This is a genomic window from Virgibacillus sp. LDC-1, assembly GCF_030137545.1.
In the GTDB taxonomy this organism is placed as follows: domain Bacteria; phylum Bacillota; class Bacilli; order Bacillales; family Amphibacillaceae; genus LDC-1.
In genome coordinates, this window is sequence record NZ_JARUVL010000004.1 from 1 (window position 1) to 24,485 (window position 24,485).

The 24,485-nt window shown below is 37.3% G+C and carries 21 protein-coding genes; 18 read left to right on the forward strand and 3 right to left on the reverse strand.

What is annotated here, in order from left to right; genetic code table 11:
• Positions 1–155 precede the first annotated feature (155 nt).
• The gene (locus QBK89_RS04815) at positions 156–1,859 is read right to left on the reverse strand and encodes an Rqc2 family fibronectin-binding protein (RefSeq protein WP_284139895.1); all 1,704 of its coding nucleotides are present in this window, start codon (positions 1,857–1,859) and stop codon (positions 156–158) included.
• A gap of 120 nt (positions 1,860–1,979) precedes the next feature.
• On the opposite strand from QBK89_RS04815, the gene QBK89_RS04820 reads away from it, so the two are divergent.
• The 15 genes from QBK89_RS04820 (at position 1,980) to spoVM (ending at position 18,450) form a co-directional block, all read left to right on the forward strand.
• The gene (locus QBK89_RS04820) at positions 1,980–4,634 is read left to right on the forward strand and encodes a calcium-translocating P-type ATPase, SERCA-type (protein ID WP_284139896.1); all 2,655 of its coding nucleotides are present in this window, start codon (positions 1,980–1,982) and stop codon (positions 4,632–4,634) included.
• Between the two features lie 348 nt (positions 4,635–4,982).
• Positions 4,983–5,867 (forward strand): YicC/YloC family endoribonuclease, encoded by an 885-nt coding sequence (locus tag QBK89_RS04825; protein ID WP_284139897.1) that lies wholly within the window; start codon positions 4,983–4,985, stop codon positions 5,865–5,867.
• An 84-nt stretch (positions 5,868–5,951) separates the two neighbouring features.
• Entirely contained in the window at positions 5,952–6,212 is a 261-nt protein-coding gene (gene remA, locus QBK89_RS04830; RefSeq protein WP_284139898.1) for an extracellular matrix/biofilm regulator RemA, read from the forward strand.
• Positions 6,213–6,283: 71 nt separating this feature from the next.
• On the forward strand, positions 6,284–6,904 hold the full coding sequence (gmk, locus tag QBK89_RS04835) for a guanylate kinase (RefSeq protein WP_284139899.1): 621 nt from the start codon (positions 6,284–6,286) through the stop codon (positions 6,902–6,904).
• A complete protein-coding gene (gene rpoZ, locus QBK89_RS04840; RefSeq protein WP_284139900.1) occupies positions 6,901–7,101 on the forward strand; it encodes a DNA-directed RNA polymerase subunit omega in 201 nt (66 codons plus the stop codon). The genes gmk and rpoZ overlap by 4 nt, the downstream gene beginning before the upstream one ends.
• 176 nt (positions 7,102–7,277) lie before the next feature.
• Positions 7,278–8,483: a bifunctional phosphopantothenoylcysteine decarboxylase/phosphopantothenate--cysteine ligase CoaBC gene (coaBC, locus tag QBK89_RS04845; RefSeq protein WP_284139901.1), complete on the forward strand. Its 1,206-nt coding sequence runs from the start codon at positions 7,278–7,280 to the stop codon at positions 8,481–8,483.
• A complete protein-coding gene (gene priA / locus QBK89_RS04850; protein WP_284139902.1) occupies positions 8,483–10,891 on the forward strand; it encodes a primosomal protein N' in 2,409 nt (802 codons plus the stop codon). The genes coaBC and priA overlap by 1 nt, the downstream gene beginning before the upstream one ends.
• Positions 10,892–10,915: 24 nt before the next feature.
• Positions 10,916–11,857 (forward strand): methionyl-tRNA formyltransferase, encoded by a 942-nt coding sequence (gene fmt / locus QBK89_RS04855; protein ID WP_284139903.1) that lies wholly within the window; start codon positions 10,916–10,918, stop codon positions 11,855–11,857.
• A gap of 2 nt (positions 11,858–11,859) precedes the next feature.
• Entirely contained in the window at positions 11,860–13,209 is a 1,350-nt protein-coding gene (rsmB, locus tag QBK89_RS04860; RefSeq protein WP_284139904.1) for a 16S rRNA (cytosine(967)-C(5))-methyltransferase RsmB, read from the forward strand.
• Positions 13,210–13,349: 140 nt separating this feature from the next.
• Entirely contained in the window at positions 13,350–14,111 is a 762-nt protein-coding gene (locus QBK89_RS04865; RefSeq protein WP_284140113.1) for a Stp1/IreP family PP2C-type Ser/Thr phosphatase, read from the forward strand.
• Complete coding sequence (pknB, locus tag QBK89_RS04870) at positions 14,105–16,123, forward strand: Stk1 family PASTA domain-containing Ser/Thr kinase (RefSeq protein WP_284139905.1); 2,019 nt, start codon at positions 14,105–14,107, stop codon at positions 16,121–16,123. The genes QBK89_RS04865 and pknB overlap by 7 nt, the downstream gene beginning before the upstream one ends.
• Positions 16,124–17,005, forward strand: coding sequence for a ribosome small subunit-dependent GTPase A (rsgA, locus tag QBK89_RS04875; RefSeq protein WP_284139906.1), 882 nt, complete (start codon positions 16,124–16,126; stop codon positions 17,003–17,005).
• Positions 17,006–17,007: 2 nt separating this feature from the next.
• The gene (gene rpe / locus QBK89_RS04880; protein ID WP_284139907.1) at positions 17,008–17,664 is read left to right on the forward strand and encodes a ribulose-phosphate 3-epimerase; all 657 of its coding nucleotides are present in this window, start codon (positions 17,008–17,010) and stop codon (positions 17,662–17,664) included.
• A gap of 4 nt (positions 17,665–17,668) precedes the next feature.
• The gene (locus tag QBK89_RS04885; RefSeq protein WP_284139908.1) at positions 17,669–18,316 is read left to right on the forward strand and encodes a thiamine diphosphokinase; all 648 of its coding nucleotides are present in this window, start codon (positions 17,669–17,671) and stop codon (positions 18,314–18,316) included.
• A gap of 50 nt (positions 18,317–18,366) precedes the next feature.
• Entirely contained in the window at positions 18,367–18,450 is an 84-nt protein-coding gene (gene spoVM, locus QBK89_RS04890) for a stage V sporulation protein SpoVM (RefSeq protein WP_284140114.1), read from the forward strand.
• Positions 18,451–18,814: 364 nt separating this feature from the next.
• On the opposite strand, the gene rpmB is transcribed toward spoVM, so the two are convergent.
• Positions 18,815–19,003: a 50S ribosomal protein L28 gene (gene rpmB / locus QBK89_RS04895; RefSeq protein WP_088050134.1), complete on the reverse strand. Its 189-nt coding sequence runs from the start codon at positions 19,001–19,003 to the stop codon at positions 18,815–18,817.
• Positions 19,004–19,326: 323 nt separating this feature from the next.
• Here rpmB and QBK89_RS04900 point away from each other — a divergent pair, with 323 nt between their 5' ends.
• Together QBK89_RS04900 and QBK89_RS04905 are read left to right on the forward strand one after the other, a co-directional pair.
• Positions 19,327–19,689 (forward strand): Asp23/Gls24 family envelope stress response protein, encoded by a 363-nt coding sequence (locus QBK89_RS04900; RefSeq protein ID WP_284139909.1) that lies wholly within the window; start codon positions 19,327–19,329, stop codon positions 19,687–19,689.
• 30 nt (positions 19,690–19,719) lie between these two features.
• The gene (locus tag QBK89_RS04905) at positions 19,720–21,384 is read left to right on the forward strand and encodes a DAK2 domain-containing protein (RefSeq protein WP_284139910.1); all 1,665 of its coding nucleotides are present in this window, start codon (positions 19,720–19,722) and stop codon (positions 21,382–21,384) included.
• Positions 21,385–22,237: 853 nt separating this feature from the next.
• On the opposite strand, the gene QBK89_RS04910 is transcribed toward QBK89_RS04905, so the two are convergent.
• Positions 22,238–23,515, reverse strand: coding sequence for an NCS2 family permease (locus QBK89_RS04910; RefSeq protein WP_284139911.1), 1,278 nt, complete (start codon positions 23,513–23,515; stop codon positions 22,238–22,240).
• Positions 23,516–23,810: 295 nt separating this feature from the next.
• Here QBK89_RS04910 and sdaAB point away from each other — a divergent pair, with 295 nt between their 5' ends.
• Entirely contained in the window at positions 23,811–24,473 is a 663-nt protein-coding gene (gene sdaAB / locus QBK89_RS04915) for an L-serine ammonia-lyase, iron-sulfur-dependent subunit beta (protein ID WP_284139912.1), read from the forward strand.
• Positions 24,474–24,485 lie beyond the last annotated feature (12 nt).

Genomic DNA, 24,485 nt, shown 5'->3' on the forward strand with positions numbered 1-24,485 from the left:
AATAACCTCCTTCTCCTGCTAAATAAGCTTGTACCACCGCTAGCTTAAAAGCCAAGTCATACTTTGCCATACTAAAACACCCCTAGAGTTAGATTTTTTGGTCTAACTCTAGGGGTTCACATCACGATTAGCCCTTTTTTTACAAATCCTTTTCTTTATTTTTTTAAAGCAAGAATAGATGTTTCAGGTGTAACAAAAACGGTTTTTTGCTGCTCATACGTTACATAGCCAGGCTTGGCTCCATTTGGTTTTTTGACATGTCTTACCTTCGTGTAATCGACTGGCACTGAAGATGAGCTTCGCGATTTACTAAAGTAGGCAGCTAATTTAGCAGCTTCTATAATGGTCGTTTCAGAAGGGTCCTTTGAGCGAATAACAACATGGGAGCCTGGTATATCTTTCGTATGCAACCATATCTCATCACGAAAGGCTAATTTTGTTGTTAAATACTCATTCTGTTTGTTGTTTTTCCCAACGAGAATCAATGTTCCATCAGAGGATTCGTAGGTCTCTAGCTTCGGCTTGCGTTGGTTATTTGCCTTCTTTTTTTGCTTTGATTTGTGTTTCAAATATCCTTCTTCACGTAATTCTTCTCTTATTTCTTCAATATCTTCTTCACTAGCAACGTCAATTTGCTGTAATAATTGATCTAAATAGTTGATTTCAGAAATCGTTTTTTCTATTTCTATTTCGATTACCTGTCTCGACGTTTTCAGTTTTTGGTATTTTTTAAAAAAGCTTTGCGCATTTTCGCTTGGGGTTTTATTCGGTTGAAGCTGAATCGTGAACTCAATTTGATCCGGATCATAATAATCAATCACCGTTACTTCTGTATCTCCAATAGAAACTAAATGCATATTAGCAGTCAAAAGCTCTCCCATCTTTTGATACTGGTTCGCATTTTCCGCTTTCTTTAACGTTTGTCTATGTTTTTTTAGCTTGCGTTCATTCTTTTCTTTTTCATTGCGAATAAACTTAAATAAATCCTTCGCTTGTTGTTTTACACGATCCCGCTCGGCTTTTCCAGAAAAGAATTGATCAAGCATTTCGTTTGCAGTATCGAATGTTACCTTTTCACCATGAAACGCTGTTAGTGGAATGACATGAAAATCTTCGCGTTTGTTTTTGTATATCGTAGGCTCATAGTGATGTTGCAGAAGTAATGATTGTATTTCTGAGAACTTTTCAGCATATGTTTCCGGCTTTCCTAGCTCGGAACGGGCAATAATCTCTTTTGCAATCGTTGGAGAAAAGCCCTCTAATGTTTGGACTATCTGTTTATCCAGCATTCCAGCGTTAAAATCAAGCTTACGAATAAGCTCTTCCCCGTGAATCAGCAGCGGATTTGCTTTGTTTTGTGTTGGCGGAAGCAAATATTGAGCACCAGGAAGAATTGTCCGATGACGATTTTTGGCCAGCGAAATGTGCTTCATACTATCTAAAATATGATTTTTCTCCTCATCAATTAGCATGATATTGCTATGCTTGCCCATCAACTCTAAAACTAGCTTGTGATTGGCAATATCGCCAATTTCATTTCGAGTTTGGATAGAAAACGTAATAATTCGTTCTAATCCTAGTTGATCAATTGAATCTATGATTGCACCTGCCAAATATTTGCGAAGCACCATGCAAAACATGGAGGGTGTTTCTGGATTAATATATTTATCATTTGTTACATGGAATCTGGCATAGGTTGGATGGATTGAAAATAATAGGGTGTGATTTGTTCCTTGACTTCGTATAGTAAGGGTTAATTCTGTGTCTGTTGGCTGATGGATTCTAGTAATCTTTCCAGGAATTAGTTGTTTTTTTAATTCTTCAGTTACTGCTCTTGTAACGATACCGTCAAATGGCATATGACTTCACCTCTCAGGCAATTATAGCATGTTTCAGGACAAGTCTGCATAGATATGGAATAAAGCAAATCTGTGCTATGAATTTAATGCTGTTTTGATTATCGCTTGGAGGAATGAATCGTGAAAAAATGGTATCAGCTTGATATTGAACGGGTAGAGCAAAAGCTTCATGTAGTAACGAGTAAGGGACTAACGCAAAAGCAAGTAGAAAAAAGACGAAAAGAATTTGGGCCTAATGTATTAGAAGGCAGCAAAAAAGTATCAAAAGGGTTAATTTTTTTAAAGCAATTTCAAGATTTTATGGTTCTCGTGCTTCTCGCTGCAACATTAATAGCAGGAATGCTCGGAGAATATATTGATGCCATTGCTATTATGGTTATTGTACTAATTAATGGATTTATTGGATATTTTCAAGAGCAAAAAGCAGAAAATTCATTGGAAAAGCTCAAGGAATTATCTGCACCTATGGCAAATGTGCTTCGTGAAGGGAAATGGGAAAAAATCGCTTCAAAGGATGTAGTTACCGGCGACGTTGTTCGGGTATACAGTGGCGATCGTATTCCAGCAGACATTCGTATTGTTCAATCTAATGGTATGGAAACAGAAGAGTCTGCACTGACCGGTGAGTCACTACCAGTTGCCAAGCATGCAACAGCTATTTCAAGTGATGACCTAGACCCACAGGATCAATTAAATATGGGCTTTAAAGGAACGATGGTTACTCGAGGTCATGCAATTGGTATTGTTGTTGGTACAGGAATGCATACCGTAATGGGGCAAATTGCTTCCTTAATGGCCAGTACAAAAAAAGTACCAACACCGTTGGAGCGAAAGCTAGCAGAGCTAGGGAAAATATTAATTTTTGTAGCATTAATGCTTACATTGCTCGTAGTCATCGTTGGAATTTATCAAGGACATCCAGTATATCAAATGTTTCTTGCAGGGGTTTCATTAGCTGTAGCCGCTATTCCAGAAGGTCTGCCAGCAATTGTGACGGTTGCCTTATCACTAGGTGTACAGCGAATGATTCGAAAGCGCGCTATCGTAAGAAAGCTTTCAGCAGTAGAAACACTCGGCTGTGCATCAGTTATTTGCTCGGATAAAACAGGAACAATGACGGAAAACCAGATGACCGTAAAATCGTTGTTCTTAAATGGAAAAAATCTTTCTGTAACTGGTGATGGATATGATGTAATTGGTGATTATTATGTACAGGAGCGTAAGATAGATCGACACTTTCCTAATTTGGAAATGATGCTTTTGTATGGAATGCTTTGTAATAATGCTTCTTTATTCGTTCGCAAAGGAAAATATTATGTAGACGGTGATCCAACTGATGGAGCTTTAATCGTTGCTGCTAGAAAACTTGGATTATCGATGGAATTAGCAGAGTCATTTCGAATTATTAAAGAGATTCCTTTTGACTCTGACCGTAAACGAATGAGTATTATTTTAGAGGATGAGAACAAGCGACGTTTTCTTATTACAAAAGGAGCACCTGAAGTATTACTACCACGGTCATCGTATGTGATGGAAGCAAATGGGCGAACGTTATTAAAGCATGCTAATAAAACGAATATTGAAGCAGCAATTGATCATATGGCTGAAAAAGCGTTACGGACGATTGCGATTAGCATGAAGCCTCTTTCTAAGAACGCTTCCTTAGATGCTGACTTTTTAGAAAAAGATATGACCTTTATTGGATTATTTGGAATGATGGATCCGCCTAGAAAAGAAGTAAAAGGGGCTATAGCCGAGTGTCAGGCCGCTGGGATAAAAACGGTAATGATTACAGGAGATCATGCTAAAACAGCAAAGGCAATTGCTGAGAATTTAAACTTGCTTCCAAATGACGGGAAGGTTATTGATGGGCAACAGTTAAATCGAATGTCAGTAGATGAGCTAGAAGCGGTTATTGATGATGTATATGTTTTTGCACGTGTAACTCCTGCCCATAAGCTTAAAATTGTCCAAGCATTTCAAGCAAAAGGACATGTCGTTGCCATGACAGGAGATGGGATTAATGATGCACCGGCGATTAAGGCAAGTGATATTGGAATAAGCATGGGGATTAGTGGAACAGATGTAACAAAAGAAGCATCATCACTTATTTTAATGGATGATAACTTTGCCACGATAAAAGCTGCTATTAATGAAGGGCGTAATATTTATGAGAATATCCGAAAATTTATCCGATATTTATTAGCATCAAATGTTGGAGAAATACTGGTCATGCTGTTTGCTATGCTTTTGGCACTACCATTACCTTTAGTACCTGTGCAGATATTATGGGTTAACCTTGTAACTGACGGATTACCGGCAATGGCATTGGGATTAGATCAGGCAGAAAAGGATGTTATGAGAAGAGGTCCTAGAAATCCTAGAGAAGGTGTATTCTCCAGAGGACTTGGCTTTAAAATTGTTAGTAGAGGAATTGTAATCGGGATTATTACATTAATTGCATTCATACTTACGTATGATCATTCTGCCCACTTAGTGCATGGGCAAACAGTGGCTTTTGCAACACTTGTCATGGCGCAATTGATTCATGTATTTGATTGTCGTTGTGAGCAGTCTATTTTTGATCGAAATCCATTTGAGAATATGTATCTCGTCTTATCTGTGCTGTCTTCCATTATTTTATTGCTTATCGTGATTTACTGGCAACCATTACAACCTATTTTCCATACGACTTTCTTAAGTGGGCGTGATTGGTTGCTCATACTCGGATTAAGTGCGATACCAACATTTTTGTTTGGATTCACAAAAAAATAAATGAAATGACGCTGGGACAAGATTTTTTTCATTCAAAAAAGCGATTGTGCGATTTACGTTCTAGCCTAATACTCTTCGCTTTTCGTGGGCAGCACTTCAACTTCCTCGAAAGCAAAAAGCGGCTTCTTCACTAAAATAAGTCTGAATATATTCAGACTTATTTTTTTATGTTTTCATTCGAATAAATTACTTATCGAGTTGTTGAGGCTGTTATCCTCTTCTGCTTTTATGGGGAAGGATCTTTTGCCATCGTTGCTCGTAACGTATTCAGGTAAAAAATTATGGTCACTTTTGTTCATGGAATTTCATTGGTATAATGAGTCTATACATAAAATGGATGTGATTTTTATGACGAACAGTATGACAGGCTATGGAAGAGATCAAATTACAATAGAAAATAATACCATTAATGTGGAAATTAAAAGTATAAATCATCGTTTTCTAGATGTCGTATTGAAGCTTCCTCGTTCCTTGCTATTCTTAGAAGAAAAAATAAAGCGTATTATTGCGAAGACGTTTCACCGTGGTCGAATTGAAGTGTTTATTAGCATAGAAGGGACTGGTTTTGTCAGTCGAACACTTACAACAGATTGGGCTTTGCTTGATGAATATATGAATGAGCTTAAGCAAGCTAAGGAAAGGTATCAATTATCAGGGGATATTCCCATAGCTATGCTTACTGCATTACCAGAGATTATAACGATACATGAAAAGGAACAGCAACCGCATGAATTGATAGGACATGTGCTTAAGAGTACAGAGCGAGCAGTGCTAAAAGTATTTGAGATGAGAAAAGAAGAAGGTGCCTTTTTAGCGAAAGATTTAACAGATAGAATAAAAACCGTTCAAAATATGGTATTATTAATAGAAGAGCGCAGAGCACAGGTTATTTCCGAATATCGTGCACGCATATTAGAACGTCTCCATGAACACTTAGAAAATTACCAGGAAAAAATTGAAGATCATCGTATTTATCAAGAAATTTCCTTACTCGCTGAAAAAGGCGATATAACAGAAGAAATCACTCGCTTGAGGAGCCATACTGAATTGTTTAAAGAAACGATGCATCAAGCAGAAGCAATCGGAAGAAAACTTGATTTTATCGTTCAAGAAATGCACCGGGAAATTAATACGATTGGGTCGAAATCATCGGATAGTCAAATTGGCGAATGGACAGTAAACTTAAAAACAATTTTAGAGAAAATTAAAGAACAAGTTCAAAATATCGAGTAAAACGTTGTATTTTAATAACTAGTTCCCATATAATGGATGATATTATTAAATTAAAGAGAGTTAGTGAAGTAAGGGGGAAAAAGTGTGGGCTTACAATTAGTAAATATAGGTTTTGGTAATGTTGTATCTGCTAACCGGGTTATTTCCATTGTTTCACCAGAATCAGCGCCAATTAAACGGATTATTACAGTAGCTAGGGATAATAATAAATTGGTGGATGCAACGTATGGTAGACGTACGAGAGCAGTAATTATAACAGATAGTGATCATGTTGTATTATCTGCCGTTCAGCCGGAAACAGTTGGACAACGTGTATTAAGCCATGATGAAATTTCCGATGAGTAGCATAAAGTATTGATTAGATGATAAAAAGTAATTATAATTAGATGTTATCAGCATTATTAGGAGGAAACGCGTTGATTGAAGAGAAAGGCATATTATTTGTTTTATCTGGACCATCTGGAGTAGGAAAGGGTACGGTCAGAAAGGAGCTTTTTGATCGGAAAACAGATTTGAAATACTCGATTTCTATGACTACTCGTAATAAACGCCCTGGCGAGGTAGACGGTGTAGATTATTTTTATAAATCAAAGGAAGAATTTGAACAGTTAGTTGCCGAGAACAAATTACTGGAATATGCGCAATACGTAAATAATTACTATGGCACACCAAGAGAATATGTTGAGGAAACGCTGCAGGCAGGGTACGATGTTTTTTTAGAAATTGAAGTGCAAGGTGCATTACAAGTGAAGAAAAACTTTCCTGAAGGAGTCTTTATTTTTCTATTTCCTCCAAGCTTAGAGGAATTGAAAAATCGAATTGTTAGTCGTGGGACCGAATCAGATGAATTAGTTAAAAATCGTTTAAAAGAAGCAAGAAATGAAATTGAATTAATGGATGCTTATGATTATGTTGTCGTGAACGATGATGTCAATCAAGCTGTTCATAAAATACAATCCATTATTCAAAGTGAACATTTAAAGCGGGAACGAATTGCTAAACAATATAAGAAAATATTGGAGGATGAAATAAAATGATGCTTGAACCATCCATTGATGCACTACAGGACAAAATTAAATCAAAATATAGTCTGGTAACTTTATCTGCAAAACGTGCAAGACAAATTCGTGAGTTAAACAACTTAATGATTGAAACACCCAAATCACATAAATTTGTAGGTATGGCACTAGAAGAAATTTTGGCTGGAAAATTAGTAATAGAAGAAAATAAATAAGAGACAATTACCCTCGCTTATAATTAGTTCGCGAGGGTATTCTCTTTTTAGTTAAAGTGAATGAAACCGTGTAAAACAACCCTCAAAAGCAAATAGTAGAACCGACAAATGTAATGCAAAATATGGTATAACTAAACTAGAGTGATAGAAAGATTAATACAAAGAGGATGAATAAGATGGTTGCTAATAAAAACATATTATTAGGAGTTACAGGAGGAATTGCTGCATATAAGGCATGTGCACTTACGAGTAAGCTAACGCAGCAAGGCGCAAATGTACGAGTGGTCATGACAAAAAGTGCATGTGAATTTGTTTCTCCTCTTACCTTTCAAGCATTATCTCGAAACCGTGTTTATACAGATACATTTGATGAACAAGATCCTAAGGTCATTGCGCATATTGATGTTGCGGATTGGGCAGATCTCGTTATTATTGCTCCAGCAACGGCAAATATAATTGCAAAGCTGGCCAATGGAATTGCGGATGATATGTTAACTACTACATTACTAGCTACACAAGCACCTATTTACATTGCCCCGGCAATGAATGTAAATATGTATCAGCATCCAGCGGTGATGCATAATATGCAGCTACTAGTTCAAAGGGACTGTCACTTTATTGAACCAGGTGCAGGCTATCTTGCATGTGGATGGATAGGAAAAGGAAGACTTGAGGAGCCAGAACAGATTATTAAAGTAATTCAATCGCACCAGCAAATCCAGCAAAAGCTCGTAGGGAAAAAAGTACTTATTACTGCAGGTCCTACAAGAGAAAAAATTGATCCAGTGCGCTTTTTTACGAATCGCTCTTCCGGAAAAATGGGATTTGCATTGGCAGAGGCAGCAGCTTCAATGGGGGCAGAAGTTACGTTGATTACGGGGCCTGTTACACTATCAATCCAGCATAAACAAATTAAACGAATAGATATTGTTACAGCCGAAGAGATGTATGACGCTGTTTTAGCCCATTTTGATACACATGATATTGTAATCAAGTCTGCTGCTGTTGCAGATTACAGACCAAAGCTTGTTTATGACGATAAAATGAAAAAAAAGGCTGGCGAATGGCAAATTGAAATGGAACGGACAAAAGATATCTTAGCTACGCTTGGCCAAAGGAAAACAGATCAATTTCTAGTAGGATTTGCTGCAGAAACAGCACATCCTATCGAATATGGACGGAAAAAGCTATTGAAAAAAAAGTTAGATGCGATTGTTATTAACAATGTTGCGATAAAAGGAGCTGGATTTGAAGGCGATACGAATACCGTAACCTATCTAAACAAAAAAGGCTCGGAAAAACAGCTTCCACTAGCGACGAAACAAAAGATTGCGGAACAGCTATTACTATTGATTGAACAAGATATGAAGGATGAAGCATAGTGGATATTGCAAAAGTGATTGTTGACGTTCCGAGCCGCCAGGTAAATCAAACATTTGACTACCTCGTTCCAACTCGTTTCCAAGAAGTGCTAGAAGTTGGAATGCGTGTTATTATACCGTTCGGTTCGCGGAAGGTCATGGGGTTTGTTGTAGGAAAAGCAGATTCCTCTCATTTTGATAAATTAAAAGAAATCGTTGACGTGCTTGATATTACTCCTGTGTTAACCGATGAATTGCTTAAACTTGGTAAGTGGCTTGCTAATGAAACATTAAGCTTTTATATTACTGCTTATCAAGCAATGCTTCCACAAGTGTTAAAAGCAAACTATGATAAAGAGCTCGTTCGTATGACAACGGAGCGGTTACCAGATCAATTAGAAATTCTATTTCAGGGACGCGATCGATTAGCATACGCAGAATTTGTCGCTGCTAAGGTTCCTTATCGCTTATTGAGAAAAGTAATAGAGACTGGAGAAATTGAGCTTGAATACATTGTAAAATCTAGAATTACGAAGAAACAAATTACAATGGTGTCACCTGCAAAGGAGCTTTATTTACTAGAAGAAGCATTATTGGATTTACCGACGTCTGCAAAAAAACAACGAGATATTATTCGTTTCTTTATTAATCATTCGGAAGCAGTGGAACAATCCGCTTTATTAAAGCAGTTTTATACAAGTCATTCTACTATTAGAACCTTAGTTCAGAAATCATTACTAAAAACATATAAGCAAGAGGTGTACCGAAATCCATATGACGATTCTTCTTTTCCACAAACAGCGCCATTACCATTAACTGAGCAGCAAGCAAAAGCAATTAAGCCGATTAAAAAGCAGATTGAGCAAGGAAAGCACGATATATTTTTACTGCACGGAATTACCGGGAGTGGTAAAACGGAGATTTATCTTCAAGCTATTCAAGATGTTTTAGAAAAAGGGCAGGAAGCAATTGTACTTGTTCCTGAAATATCACTTACACCACAGATGGTTAACCGTTTTAAAGGAAGGTTTGGATCAAAAGTTGCTGTGTTGCATAGTGCATTATCAAATGGTGAAAAATATGATGAGTGGCGAAAGATCTATCGGAAGGAAGTAAAAGTAGTTGTTGGAGCACGTTCGGCTATTTTTGCACCGTTTGAAAATATAGGCATTATTATTATTGACGAAGAGCATGAGACAACCTACAAGCAGGAAGATCAGCCAAGATATCATGCGCGTGATGTTGCAATTCAGCGTGGAAAAACGAATAATTGTCCAGTTATTTTAGGAAGTGCCACGCCGACACTAGAATCTTATGCACGTGCAAAGAAGCATGTTTATAAGCTATTAACCTTAAATAAACGAACAAATAATAAAGGGATGCCAGAGGTAGAAATAATTGATATGCGAAATGAGCTTCATGCAGGAAATCGCACCATGTTTTCGAGAGCGCTCAAAGAAGAAGTAGAAGCAACAATGGCGCGTGGTGAACAAATTGTGCTTCTATTAAATCGTCGCGGCTATTCCACGTTTGTCATGTGCAGAGATTGTGGCCATGTGAAAGAATGCCCCCATTGTGACATCGCTTTAACGTTTCATAAGCAGAGCAATCAATTAAAATGCCATTATTGCTCCTATGAGGAGCCAATGCCATCAAATTGTCCTTCCTGTGAGAGTGATTCTATTCGCTATTTTGGAACAGGGACCCAGCGTGTGGAAGAAGCGTTAACACAGCTTATTCCAGAAGCCCGCATTATACGTATGGATGTCGATACAACAAGTAGAAAAGGCGCACATGAACGGTTGCTGCGACAATTTGCGAACAAAGAAGCAGACATTCTTCTCGGGACGCAAATGATTGCAAAAGGACTTGATTTTGAAAATGTCACATTGGTAGGTGTATTAACTGCTGATTCGATGTTACATTTACCTGATTTTCGTTCTTCTGAAAAAACCTTTCAGCTTTTAACACAGGTTAGTGGGAGAGCAGGTAGACATGAATTGCCAGGGAAAGTAATTGTTCAGACGTATACACCTGAACATTATAGTATTATGTTAGCGAGTAAATATGATTTTGAGCAATTTTTTCAACATGAAATGAAGATGAGAAGAACATTCCAATACCCACCTTATGTATATTTAACGTTATTAACGGTTTCTCATCCTAATCATGCGAAAGCTGTTCAGGTAACACAACGAATAGCAAGGATGCTCGTACAATGCGTGCACAAAGATACGGTTGTTCTTGGACCAACACCATCTCCAATTTTAAAGATGAAGGATAGATATCGCTATCAATGCATGTTAAAATACAAAAACGAACCAAAGCTTCGCGTATATATTAAAAAGATTATCGACCAATTAGATGAAGAAATTCGCAAGGAAGATTTACTAGTAACTGTTGATATGCAGCCGTATCAACTCATGTAAAGCTATAGGAAAGAAGGGATTTGCTTGAAACGAATTGTATTTATGGGTACACCAGATTTTTCAGTGCCAATTTTAAAAACGCTAATAGAATCCGAATATGAAGTAGTACTTGTTGTTACACAACCTGATCGACCAAAGGGAAGAAAAAAAATATTGACTCCTCCTCCTGTAAAGGTAGAAGCAGAACAGCATGGTATTCCGATTTATCAGCCTGAAAAATTGACGAAAGCATACCAGGAAATTATTGATTATAACCCAGATTTAATCGTTACTGCGGCATATGGACAATTGCTTCCTAAAGGTCTATTAGATGCACCAGCATTTGGTTGTATTAATGTTCATGCCTCGTTATTACCTGAATTACGTGGGGGAGCACCAATCCATTATGCAATCATGCAAGGAAAACAAGAGACAGGTATAACCATAATGTATATGGTTGAGAATCTTGATGCAGGTGATATCTTAACGCAAGTTCGTGTGCCAATTGAACAAGCTGATCATGTAGGATCGATGCATGATAAATTATCAACAGCAGGGGCACAATTATTAATAGAAACCTTACCGAAGCTATTTAATGGTGAGCTTCAGCCCATGAAGCAAGATGATGTAAAGGCAACGTTTGCAGCTAATATTAAGCGTGAGCAAGAGCGTATCGACTGGAGTAAAGCAAACACTTCGATTTATAACCAAATTAGGGGACTTCATCCATGGCCAGTAGCGTTTACAACATATGATAATCAACCAATGAAAGTTTGGTGGGGAGAAGTTGATAATAATGAATATTCAGGTGTACCAGGGCAAATTGTTGCTAAGCCAAATGACGAAGGTTTAACGGTAATATGCGGTAACAAAAAAGCTGTGAGAATTACAGAAATTCAACCATCAGGAAAAAAACGAATGTCTGTCAAGGAATATTTATTAGGATCCAGTGAACGAATTAAAATCGGAAAAATATTAGGTGAGTAATTGTGGAAAAATATCTGCTTCGAAATACAATATTAGATCTTTTACTACGAATCGATCAAGACAACGGATATAGTCATTTATTAATTAATCATGAAATTAAATCAAAGCATATTCCTGTAAAAGATGAGGCTTTACTAACTGAAATAGTTTACGGAACCATACAACAAAAGCTAACATTGGACTTTTATATCCAGCATTTTATAAAAGGGAAAAAGAGGCTTCAGCCATGGGTACAGATGCTTCTTCGTATGTCGATCTATCAAATGGTTTATTTAGATAAGATTCCAGACCATGCCATCATCCATGAAGCAGTAGAAATCGGCAAACAACGAGGGCATCGTGGCATTGCAGCTTTGATTAATGGCGTGTTACGAAACATTCAGCGAAATGGCGTACCAAATACTGATTTAATTTCAGACGATGTGGAACGAATAGCCGTGGAAACGAGTCATCCTACATGGCTTGTACAACGTTGGATAACACATTACGGTTATGAAATTACAAAAGCAATGTGTATAGCGAATACAACACATAAACCAGTATCAATTCGCGTTCAACCCCTGCTAATTAATCGTGATGAAGCAATGGCAATATTGCAAAAAGAGGGGATAGAAGTTCGCCCATCTGACTTCTCAGAGCAAGGAATCATAATTGAAAAAGGGAATATCATGAAATCAGCGTTGTGGAAAGCAGGGAAAGTTACCATTCAAGATCAAAGTTCGATGCTTGTTGGTGAAATGATGCAAGCTGAACCTGGCATGAAAGTTCTTGATGCTTGTAGTGCACCTGGCGGGAAAGTAACACACCTTGCAGAAAAAATGCAAAACAGCGGTGAAATTCATGCACATGATTTACACCAACGCAAGATCAAGCTAATCCAGCAAAAAATGGAGCAGCTTCAATTGTCTATTATCGAGCCAAAGCAAGCTGATGCAAGACAACTACATACGATGTATGCGTCCGAAAGTTTTGATCGCATCCTTGTTGATGCGCCTTGTTCAGGACTAGGGGTTGTTCGAGGAAAGCCGGATATAAAATATAGTAAAACAGAAAACGATATTGCTCAATTAGCTAAAATCCAACGTGAAATTTTAGACAGTGTAGCACCATTATTAAAAGACAAAGGTAGTCTTATTTATAGTACATGTACTGTGGATCCAACAGAAAATGAAGAAGTGATAAAAGCGTTTCTTACAAGTAATCCTGAATTTAATGTGGATGCACATTTTTTTGAAGAGCTTCCCACTATATTAAATGAGTCCCAAGGAATAACACCATATGGTTTACAAATATTCCCACAAACGTATAATACGGATGGCTTCTTTTTAACTAGATTAACACGCCACTTGTAGATGTCATATATTCTGAACTTCGCTCGTGAAGAGATGGCTTTAATTCGTTATAGATTAAAAAAACATAAAAAAATTCTTTTATTGTGCTTTTTGTGTAATACTGTATATAAATAAAAGCCTATGATTAATGGGGTGGAATGATGGAAGGACTGTTTTTAACAGATACAGGTCAGGTTAGACGCCATAACGAAGATGCTGGAGGTGTATACAAAAATGCCTCTGGTCAAATAATGGCCGTTATTGCTGATGGAATGGGTGGCCATCGTGCAGGAGATGTTGCAAGTCAAATGGCAACAAAGCAAATGGAACAAAAATGGCTAGCCACATCAGAATTGACCTCACCGGAGAAGGCTGAAGAATGGCTATCTCATGCATTAAATGATATTAACCATTCAATTTACCAGCATTCAATCGAAAACGAAGAATGTAAAGGAATGGGTACAACGATTGTTATTGCGATTTGTACGAATGAGTTTTTTACAATTGCGCATATTGGTGACAGTCGATGCTATGTGCTCAATGAACACGGATTTAATCAAGTTACTGAAGACCACTCTCTCGTAAATGAACTTGTTCGATCTGGTCAAATTACGAAGGTAGATGCCCAGCATCACCCGCGAAAAAACATTGTTTTGAAAGCGTTAGGTACTGAAGAACAGGTTGCTTCGGACATTCAATCAATTAGTTGGGAATCAGGAGACAAGCTATTATTATGCTCGGATGGACTAACGGATAAGGTTGAAGATGAAGAACTATTTACTTTCATACAAGAAGCAACCGATTTAAAGACGGCAGGACAACAAATGATTCAATTAGCAAACGAACGCGGTGGGGAAGATAATGTATCCCTTGTGATGATTCAGCATATTTCATCAGAGAAAGCTGGTGATGAAGCGTGCTAAGCGGTCGATTATTAGGAGAACGTTATCAAATTAAAGAAACAATTGGTGGAGGCGGGATGGCCAATGTATATTTGGCGACCGATATAATTCTTGAAAGAGATGTAGCAATTAAGGTATTGCGATTGGAATTTGCAAATGATGAAGAATTTATTGCTCGATTTGATAGAGAAGCACAATCAGCAACCAGCTTATCCCACCCTAATATCGTAAATATTTATGATGTAGGAGAAGAAGATCATATTTTATATATGGTTATGGAATATGTAGAGGGGATGACTTTAAAGGAATATATTCACCGTCATGGACCATTGGAGGTTATGGAAGCAATTGATATTATGAAGCAAATAACCTCAGCTATTGCCCATGCACATGAAAATGATATTGTCCATCGTGATATAAAGCCTCAAAATATTTTAATCAATACATATGGTCAAGTAAAAGTAACAGATTTTGGAATCGCGATTGCATTGAGTGCTACTGCATTGACACAGACTAATTCTGTGCTAGGCTCTGTTCATTATTTATCACCGGAACAAGCAAGAGGTGGAATGGCAACTAAAAAATCGGATATTTATTCACTAGGTATTGTTTTTTATGAGCTGTTAACAGGACGGCTGCCGTTTTCTGGGCAATCCCCAGTGTCAATTGCTTTAATGCATTTGCAAAACGAAACCCCTTCTGTTCGAAGGTTTCACCCTGAAATTCCACAAAGTGTGGAAAATATTGTTTTAAAATCAACAGCAAAGGATCCATTTCACCGATTCGCTACGGTATACGAAATGGAAGCAAGTCTAGAGTCTGCACTTGATCCAAGTCGTATTAATGAAGAAAAATATGTTCCACCTAATGAGTTAGGAGAGGAGACGAAGGCGATTCCGATTATTACAGAAACGCAAATATCGGATTCACATCAAGATACGATCGTGCATCAAGCAAATGCAGATACAAAAAAAGCAAATAAAAAGGGAAAAGAAAAAGTAAAATCAAAATCGAAATCCAAACCGGTTCCAGATAAAAAGCAACGAAGAAAAAAGAAGCTTATCATTAGCTTCACTATTCTGTTTGTTTTACTTGCTTCACTTGTTGCTGCACTTTTCTTGGTTCCAGGTATGTTAAAGCCGAAGGATGTTGTTATACCAAATGTTGCTGAAATGGAGTATCAGGATGCTGTTGATGCATTGGAAGAATTAAATTTAAAAGCAGAACAAGAAATGATATATTCCGATGAAATTGAAGAAGGCTATGTTGTAAAAACGGATCCAAAAGCAGGAAAATCGGTGAAGGAAAATTATACCGTAACGGTTTTTGTTAGCCAAGGAAAAGAAAAAGAAACGTTTGAAGATTATGTAGGACGGGACTTTGATCAAGTAAAAAGAATGCTAGAAGAAAAAAATTACCAGGAAGTAATTGCGTACGAAAAGCATTCGGATCAGCCAGTAGGTGAGATTATTAATCAAATTCAACCCGCTCCAGATGCGGAAGTAATTCCTGGGGAGACAAAGGTTATCTTTGAAATAAGCAGTGGTCCAGAATTGATTAGCTTAAATAATTTACGTGGAATGTCACGTGATGAGGTAAAGGAATATTTAGCTGATCAGGGTCTTAAGATGAATGAAATTGAAGAGAACTCTGATACCGTTCCTAAAGGACAAGTTATCCGACAAAAGCCTTCTGCAAACACTGCATTGGAGAAAGGTGCAACGGTAGATGTATACATTTCCATTGGTCCAGAAGAAAAACCACCATCAACGCATTCGATTACATTTACGGTTCCTTATAATCCAGAAGAAGAGGCAGAAGATGATGAAAAGCCAACACCTCAAACGGTTCAAATATACATCGGAGATATGAATAATCAAATATCGGAAGTTTACAAAGAAGATGAGATTACGAAGGACAAGGAGTATACGATTAAGTTAATGATTGCACCAGACTCGAATGGGGAATACAAAGTGATACGTGATGGTGAAGTAGTCCTTAACAAAACTGTAGCATACGAAGAGGGTGAATAAATGCCAGAAGGCAGGATAATGAAGGCACTGAGCGGATTTTATTATGTGAAAACAGGCCAAGAGATCATTTCGTGTAAAGGGAGAGGTGTTTTCCGTAATAAAAAGATAACTCCTTTAGTCGGAGACTTTGTCGTATATGATATAAATGATCATCGAGAAGGATACATTACAGAAATTAAACAACGAAAAAATGAATTGGTTCGTCCACCAATTGCCAATGTTGATCAGGCTGTCATTATTAGCTCAGCAGCAGAACCAGTGTTTAGTACGGTTCTGCTCGATCGCTTTTTAGTATTGATTGAAGCAAAAGAAATTAAACCAATTATTTTTATAACAAAAAAGGATAAGCTGACAGATAAAGACATGGTCAGCATGGAGAAATTCAAGCGTGAGTATGAACAAATTGGTTATCCGATCGAGTTTATTTCCACAAAAAGCACGGAAGATGTTGAAGCAATAAAGCATTACTTTAAGGAACGTGTAACGGTATTTGCTGGACAATCAGGTGTTGGGAAATCATCCTTATTAAATGCACTGCAGCCATCCTTAACCCTTGAAACAGGAGAAATATCAAAAAGCCTAGGAAGAGGAAAGCATACAACACGCCATGTGGAATTAGTAGAAATAAATGGTGGACTCATTGCGGATACACCTGGATTTAGTTCGTTAGATTTTCAAGAAATAGAACTGGACATACTCGCCACATGCTTTCCAGAGTTTAGAGAACGTCAGCATGCTTGTAAATTTCGTGGCTGTATGCATATTAATGAGCCAAAATGTGCAGTAAAAGAAGCTGTAGAAAAAGGGGACATTATGAATTATCGCTATGATCATTATGTTCGCTTTTATGAAGAAATCCAATTAAGAAAGCCGAGGTATTAACGATGACGAAAATTGCACCATCTATTTTATCAGCTGATTTTGCCAAGCTAGGAGAGGAAATAAAAGATGTAGAGGCAGGAGGTGCGGATTACATCCATGTAGACGTAATGGACGGTAATTTTGTACCAAATATTACAATTGGACCATTAATTGTCGATGCAATAAAGCCGATTACATCCCTTCCTTTAGATGTTCATTTAATGATCCAAAACCCAGATCAATATATTCAGGCATTTGCTGATGCTGGCGCTTCAATCATTACAGTTCATCAAGAAGCCTGTGTCCATTTACACCGAACAATTGAAATGATTAAAAATGCTGGCGTAAAAGCTGGTGTAACCATTAATCCAGGGACACCCATTGAAATGATTCGCGATGTTCTTCCAAATGTGGATTTAGTATTAATTATGACAGTTAACCCTGGATTCGGAGGACAGTCCTTTATTTATGAAGCGGCAGAAAAAATAAAACAAGTTGCTAAGTGGAGAAAAGAACGAAATCTAACGTTTGAGATAGAAGTAGACGGTGGTGTAAATACAGAAACAGCAAAATGGTGTACCGATGCAGGAGCAGATGTGTTAGTTGCAGGAAGTGCTATTTTTAATAAAACAGACCGTCAAGAAGCAATTCAATCAATTATAGAGTCAACAAAGGGTTAAATAGATGGTATGTGTTGCAATTGTAGCAAATGGACCGAGGGATGCATTGCCAGATTTGACCGATTATAGCGGAGAAGTAGACATTTGGATTGGAGCCGATCTTGGAGCAACCTATATAATTGAGGCAGGTATGAAGCTGGATTATGCATTAGGTGACTTTGATTCAGTTGATAAGTTACAAAAGAATCTAATAGAAAAGCATGCTTCTAATTATAAAGCGTATCCAGACGAAAAGGATGAAACAGACCTTGAAATTGCGTTAAATAAAGCAATCGAATTAAATCCTCAAAAAGTATATTTGTTTGCTGTAACCGGTGGTCGCCTAGATCATACCTTAGTGAATGTCCAAGCTTTATATCTACTTCTAGAAAAAGGGATTCGTGGAATTATAGTGGATAATTTAAATGAATTAGAAGTTACAAAGCCGGGATCGTATACTGTGCAGGAAAATGGAAGATATCCAAATATTTCTTTTCTTCCGCTAACCAATTCGGTAACAGGTTTAACATTACAAGGGTTTTATTATCCATTAAAAGCTGCGACGATTTCATTGGGTTCGACACGATGTATTTCAAATAAGCTTATTTCAAATAGTGGTACTTTTTCATACACTGAAGGCATATTAATACTAGTAAAGAGTCGTGATTCCTAATTTGTTACGATTCCAATGTAAGCTTTTTGCAAAATGAGGAGGTCGAACTCATGAAATTTTATACTATTAAACTTCCAAGATTTATCGGAGGCTTTGTTCGAATCGTGATCGGTGTTTTTAAAAAAGAGAAATAGTCAGAAGTTGCTTTTGTCAATTATTGGTTGACAGAAGCTTTTTTTATACGCTGTAAACAAGCTTTATAATTAACGTAAATATAGATGGTTCTTTGGCAAATGTGGTGATGTATTTCTTGTCTAAAGGCTTCAAGCCCAAAGATAAATTTATCACTCCTATCTCTGACGTTACTTGTGTAACAAGAGTTCGAGTAACCTACAATTAACTTTTATCCGAGTAAATCCATGATAAAATTCGTTGTACACAGTAGACCTCTATATAACAGAGGACACTATATTTAACATCAAGCCAAATCGATAGAAAATGAAAAAAGCACCCAACAAGTGGGTGCTTCTGTTCATAACGAATGATAGTTGTATATAATTATACGCGTTCTACTTTGCCAGATTTTAAGGCGCGTGCAGAAACATATACGCGTTTTGGTTTTCCATCTACCATAATACGAACTTTTTGTACGTTAGCTTTCCAATTACGCTTGTTGGAATTCATAGCGTGGGAACGTTGGTTTCCACTGCGTGTTTGACGACCGGTTACAACACATTTTCTTGCCATGTTAATCCCTCCTACTCATACCTGTGTCAATTAATACTTATTCAATTTACCATAAGTCATTGTATAATGCAATATTTCTATAAAGAAAAATCTCTTGACAGAACAAAAATATTCGTTCATTGTTATAAGGGGCAAAAACTAATTAAATGTGAGACGAAATCATAGATACACTTAATTGATATAGGAGACCATCTATGAATAAAATCGTCCCATAATTTTATTCAAGATCATGGTCACATTTTTTGTGGAGATAGGTCTGCTTTTAAAAAATCCATGCATGTAGTAAAATATGATTATGATTAAAGTAATGAAGGAGGATTAATATGTCCATAGAGTTGAATACAAATGATGGTCACGTGACCATTACGAATGAAGTGATTGCAACTATCGCTGGTGGTGCTGCAGTTGAATGTTACGGCATTGTAGGAATGGCATCAAAAAGTCAAATTAGAGATGGAATTGCAGAGATCCTTCGGAAGGAAAACTTTTCTCGAGGAGTGATTGTGAGACAAGAAGACAATCATCTCCATATTGATATGTATATAATTGTGAGCTATGGAACAAAAATATCTGAAGTGGCACATAATGTGCAATCACAGGTAAAGTACATATTAAATAAATCCTTAGGGTTGCAAATTGACTCCGTAAATATTTTCATACAAGGAGTACGTGTTTCTAAGGATTAAACGTAGTATTGTTTTGGAGGAGGAAGTATAGTGACGATTGACAATTTAGATGGCATGATGTTTTCGCAAATGGTACGTTTAGGAGCACACCATTTATCCAACAATGCCGAAAAAATAAATGCACTTAATGTTTTTCCAGTACCCGACGGCGATACAGGAACAAACATGAATCTCTCAATGACTTCAGGTGCAAATGAGGTTAAACAGCTTAACACGACAAACATATCCGAAGTGGCTCAAGCATTCTCTAAAGGGCTACTCATGGGAGCGCGAGGAAATTCAGGTGTTATTTTATCCCAAATTTTTAGAGGATTTGCTAAAGGGATGGAACAAAAATCAGCCATTACACCTGAAGATCTTGCTGTTGCCTTTGATAGTGGTGTTAAAACAGCATATAAAGCGGTTATGAAGCCAGTGGAGGGTACAATCTTAACTGTAGCAAAGGATGCGGCAGCGAAGGCGGTTCAAGAAGCTTCTAAAGCAAAAGATATCATCGATTTGATGGAAAAAGTATTGAAAGAAGCAAAAGCATCCCTAAAACGTACACCAGATCTTTTACCTGTTTTAAAAGAAGTAGGAGTAGTTGACTCTGGCGGACAAGGCCTCGTAACGATTTATGAAGGCTTTTTAGCTGCTTTAAAAGGGGAAGAGCTACCTGAAAGCATTGACACGGTAGGAATGCAAGACATGGTAAATGCAGAGCACCATAAAATAGCGCAAGATTTTATGGATACATCTGAAATAGAATTCGGATATTGCACGGAATTTATGGTGAAGTTTGAAGATGATAAATTAAATGAAAAACCATTCGACGAAGAAGCATTCCGTAATGAGTTAAGTGAGCATGGTGATTCATTACTCGTTGTTTCAGATGATGATGTCGTAAAAGTCCATATTCATGCGGAATATCCAGGAAATGTGATGACTATAGGACAGCGGTACGGTAGCTTGATTAATATGAAAATCGAGAACATGCGTGAACAGCATACTTCCATTGTTGGTGATAAAACTGAGAAGAAAGCTGCACCGAAAGAAAAAGTGGAGAATGCAATCGTCACAGTTGCGATGGGTTCTGGTTTAAAAGCACTTTTTGAAAGCCTTGGAGCTTCTGTTGTTATTGAAGGTGGACAAACAATGAATCCGAGCACGCAGGATATTGCGGAAGCTATAAAAGAAGCAAATGCTAAGCATGTTATTATCTTACCGAACAATAAAAATATCGTGATGGCAGCAGAGCAAGCAGCGGAATTAGCTGATACAAATGCCGTTGTTGTTGCAACAAAAACAATTCCACAAGGGATAAGTGCGTTACTTGCTTTCCATCCGGAAAATACATTAGACGAGAATAAAGATCAAATGCTAGAGGCAAGTAAGCAAGTTAAAACAGGTCAAATTACGTATGCGGTTCGTGATACGCAAATTGACGGGATTACAATCGAGAATGGGAACTTTATGGGGATAGAAGATGGTAAAATTAAAGCGACTCATTCAGACAAATTGGAAACAGCTAAATTATTACTAGAAGAAATGATCGAAGAAGATGATGAAATCTTAACCATATTATATGGGGAAGATGTGCAAGCGGAAGAAGTAAAGCAATTGGAAGCTTATATTGAAGCTACATTTGAAGATGTAGAAATTGAAATTCATAACGGGAAACAACCTATCTATTCTTATATTTTTTCTGTGGAGTAATTAAATGTTAAAAGCTGCCTTATTATCTAAACGATATAAGGCAGCTTTTTTGGTCTGTATAGATGTAGTTTGCTTTATTCCGTAATATAAAAAGGGCTCTATACTACATGTGGTGGTACCCTTGGTTCTATCAAGGCTTCAATAGAAGCAAAAAAACACACGCATTCGGTACCTAAAAGTAAGAGTAAAAAACTAACTTTTGAAGTAGAGTTAGTAGTGATTCAGCTGTTCTTTAAAAATGACATAGTCGTAAATGGTTGTGGCTATGCCTTTTTGATTTGATTGGCACTCCGTTAATTTCCAATTCAGGTGGGCGCTTTCCACGGGCGCCACGGTAAGTGAAGTGCAAGCATTGATCGCAAAGGCGATATTTAGCTTGCCTTCATACTAACTCTTATTGCTCCACTGTATTGGCGCAATAATGATTTTCGGTTGTTTCTTTCCCTGCAGGAGTCTTCGTTGGTTTCTTCCACTAATGGTGGTGCAGCAGTTTCCAATTTTGCATCGGTATAGGTCGTAATTCGATTGCACCGATACAATTGAAATAATTTTAATGGGTTGTTGTCTTTTTCCATTTGCTTTTTCTGCGTGCAATGTGTCGTTGCTGTAGCGTTTCATGTCTTAGGTCCAGCACGCTCTGGAAGATCTCTTTCCTTTACCAAGTTAGCTGTGACCGTGCCTGTGGAAATCGGGCTTATTTCCTGTGGTTTAGGCACAAGCATTATTTATAATATACATCTAATAAAAGAGATGGTGGAGTGAAAATCATATCACCACATTTGACAGAGAACCAAAAAAACTCCATAGAGCATATCGAATGCTCCATAGAGTTTTTTAGTTGCGCTTCTGTTATTTACAAATCGATTATTTTTACGACAAAGTCTAAAACGAATAAGCTAGCAATAACTAGAAGCACAGGAGATAGCTCTTTTCTTTTTCCTAATGCAACTTTTACGATTGGATATGCGATAAACCCAAAGGCCATTCCGTCTGCAATGCTGTAAGTAAAAGGAATCATCGCCGTCACCAAAAATGCAGGGATAGCTTCTGATAAATCTTCCAATGAAATGTGACGAATGTTTTGCGCCATTAGCACACCAACGATAATTAAAATAGGGCTAATTGCCGTGTTAGGAATTATCGATATCCATGGAATGAACAGAAATGTTGCAAGAAATAAGATACTTGCTGTTAAAGCTGCAATCCATGTTTTTCCTTTAGATGCAATTACTGCTGCATTTTCTGCTGCTGAAACGGTAGGGGATGTCCCGAAAAAAGCACAAAGTAAAGAAGAAAAAGCAGTTGTCTGATAAGCGCGTGCATAATTCTCTTGTTTTTGTAGCATCCCTAGTTGTCCATGGATTAACCCCATATTTTCAAATATGAGAATCATAGCCAATGGAAAAACAGCAAGCCAAAATGACAGCTCATTGATTGCAGTAAAGGACGGAACAAAAATCGCTTCCTTCAGATCAACATCTAATGTTGCTCCAGATGATTGAAGTGTTCCGAATACATAAGCAAGTATGGTACCACCAATCATCGTTATAAGAAAATTGGCAGGAATGTTTTTTACAAACAGAAATATTGCTAAGAACAAGGTAATTAAGCTAACAATAACGATTGGACTGGTAAAGTCCCCAATTGCAACAATGGTATGTTCCCCTTTTACAACGAGACCACTTTTTTCTAATCCAATTAAAATGAGAAAAAATCCAAGTCCTACTGTTATTGCATGCTTCAGTGAGTCAGGAATTGCATTTTTAAGCACGTTTCCTAGTTTTGTAAATGCGGTAATAAGAAATATTATGGAAGCAACTAAAACAACTGCTAGCCCTTCCTGAAAAGACATTCCTGTACCGGTCACAATGGAGTAAGCAAACAATGCGTTAATTCCCATGCCTGGGATTAATATTAATGGCAGCTTTGCATAAACGGCCATCAATAAAGTTCCTGTAAAGCTTGCTAAAATGGTTGCAATCATGCCACTTTCAAGCGGAATACCTGCTTCACTAAGGATAGAGCCATTAACAATAACTATATAAACGGTTGTTAAATATCCAACAAGACCAGCAATTAATTCCGTTCCCCAAGCTTGCTTCAACTTCGGTTGTTTCACATTATAAGGCATGTTTTCTCCTCATAACTCTTTCTATCCCTCTCCCACCCGATTCCGTCTCCTTACGAAACATAGCGTAACACTTGGACGGTATCCACAAGAGATAATTATAAATGGTTTAGCTTAGGAAAGCAATGAAAGGTTCCTATATAGAGGAATTAGATAATAAATGAAGCATAAAGCAACGTTCAAATAGTGCTTAGGGATTCCATAATAATGAGAATGATATTTAACAAGGTTTTTGTTATAATCTACAATAGGTCTAAAGAAGAGAACTATATTAATATAAAGCATAGGGGTGATGTTCATGAAGTATAACTCTGTATTTGATATTATAGGTCCGGTTATGATTGGTCCGTCAAGCTCACATACCGCTGGTGCAGCAAGAATTGGAAAAGCCGCCCGGAATTTACTTGGTAGTGAACCAACATGGGCTAAAATCCATCTTTATGGATCTTTTGCAAAGACATACAAAGGACATGGTACCGACCTTGCATTAGCAGGAGGATTACTTGGCTTTGAAACAGATGATACACGTATGGCGCAATCATTAGTAATTGCAGAAGAGCAGAGCTTTCATATCCAGTTTATTGAAGACAGTGCAGCAACAGATCACCCAAACACGGCACGTTTAATTGTCGGTAATGAAAAAGACAGCATTGAATTGGTTGGTATATCAATCGGTGGTGGGAAAGTTGAAATTACCGAGTTAAACGGCTTTGAATTAAGGCTATCAGGAAATCATCCCGCCATTTTAATTATGCATAATGATCGATTTGGTGCAATTGCTTCTGTTACAAAAATATTGGCAAAGCATGAAATAAATATTGGACATATGGAAGTTAATCGGAAGGACGTAGGAAAAGAAGCACTAATGGTCATTGAGGTAGATCAAAATGTGGAGGATTCCGTATTGCATGAACTAGAAAATGCGGATCATATCATTCAAATATCTAAGATTGTAAGCTAGATAAGGGAGGAG

Bases quoted from the DNA above. Each gene is read 5' to 3' on its own strand.
- QBK89_RS04815 (WP_284139895.1), bottom strand. From the start codon at position 1,859: ATGCCATTTGACGGTATCGTTACAAGAGCAGTAACTGAAGAATTAAAA.
- QBK89_RS04825 (WP_284139897.1), top strand. From the start codon at position 4,983: ATGACGAACAGTATGACAGGCTATGGAAGAGATCAAATTACAATAGAA.
- rpoZ (WP_284139900.1), top strand. From the start codon at position 6,901: ATGATGCTTGAACCATCCATTGATGCACTACAGGACAAAATTAAATCA.
- coaBC (WP_284139901.1), top strand. From the start codon at position 7,278: ATGGTTGCTAATAAAAACATATTATTAGGAGTTACAGGAGGAATTGCT.
- QBK89_RS04865 (WP_284140113.1), top strand. From the start codon at position 13,350: ATGGAAGGACTGTTTTTAACAGATACAGGTCAGGTTAGACGCCATAAC.
- rsgA (WP_284139906.1), top strand. From the start codon at position 16,124: ATGCCAGAAGGCAGGATAATGAAGGCACTGAGCGGATTTTATTATGTG.
- rpe (WP_284139907.1), top strand. From the start codon at position 17,008: ATGACGAAAATTGCACCATCTATTTTATCAGCTGATTTTGCCAAGCTA.
- QBK89_RS04885 (WP_284139908.1), top strand. From the start codon at position 17,669: ATGGTATGTGTTGCAATTGTAGCAAATGGACCGAGGGATGCATTGCCA.
- spoVM (WP_284140114.1), top strand. From the start codon at position 18,367: ATGAAATTTTATACTATTAAACTTCCAAGATTTATCGGAGGCTTTGTT.
- rpmB (WP_088050134.1), bottom strand. From the start codon at position 19,003: ATGGCAAGAAAATGTGTTGTAACCGGTCGTCAAACACGCAGTGGAAAC.
- QBK89_RS04900 (WP_284139909.1), top strand. From the start codon at position 19,327: ATGTCCATAGAGTTGAATACAAATGATGGTCACGTGACCATTACGAAT.
- QBK89_RS04910 (WP_284139911.1), bottom strand. From the start codon at position 23,515: ATGCCTTATAATGTGAAACAACCGAAGTTGAAGCAAGCTTGGGGAACG.
- sdaAB (WP_284139912.1), top strand. From the start codon at position 23,811: ATGAAGTATAACTCTGTATTTGATATTATAGGTCCGGTTATGATTGGT.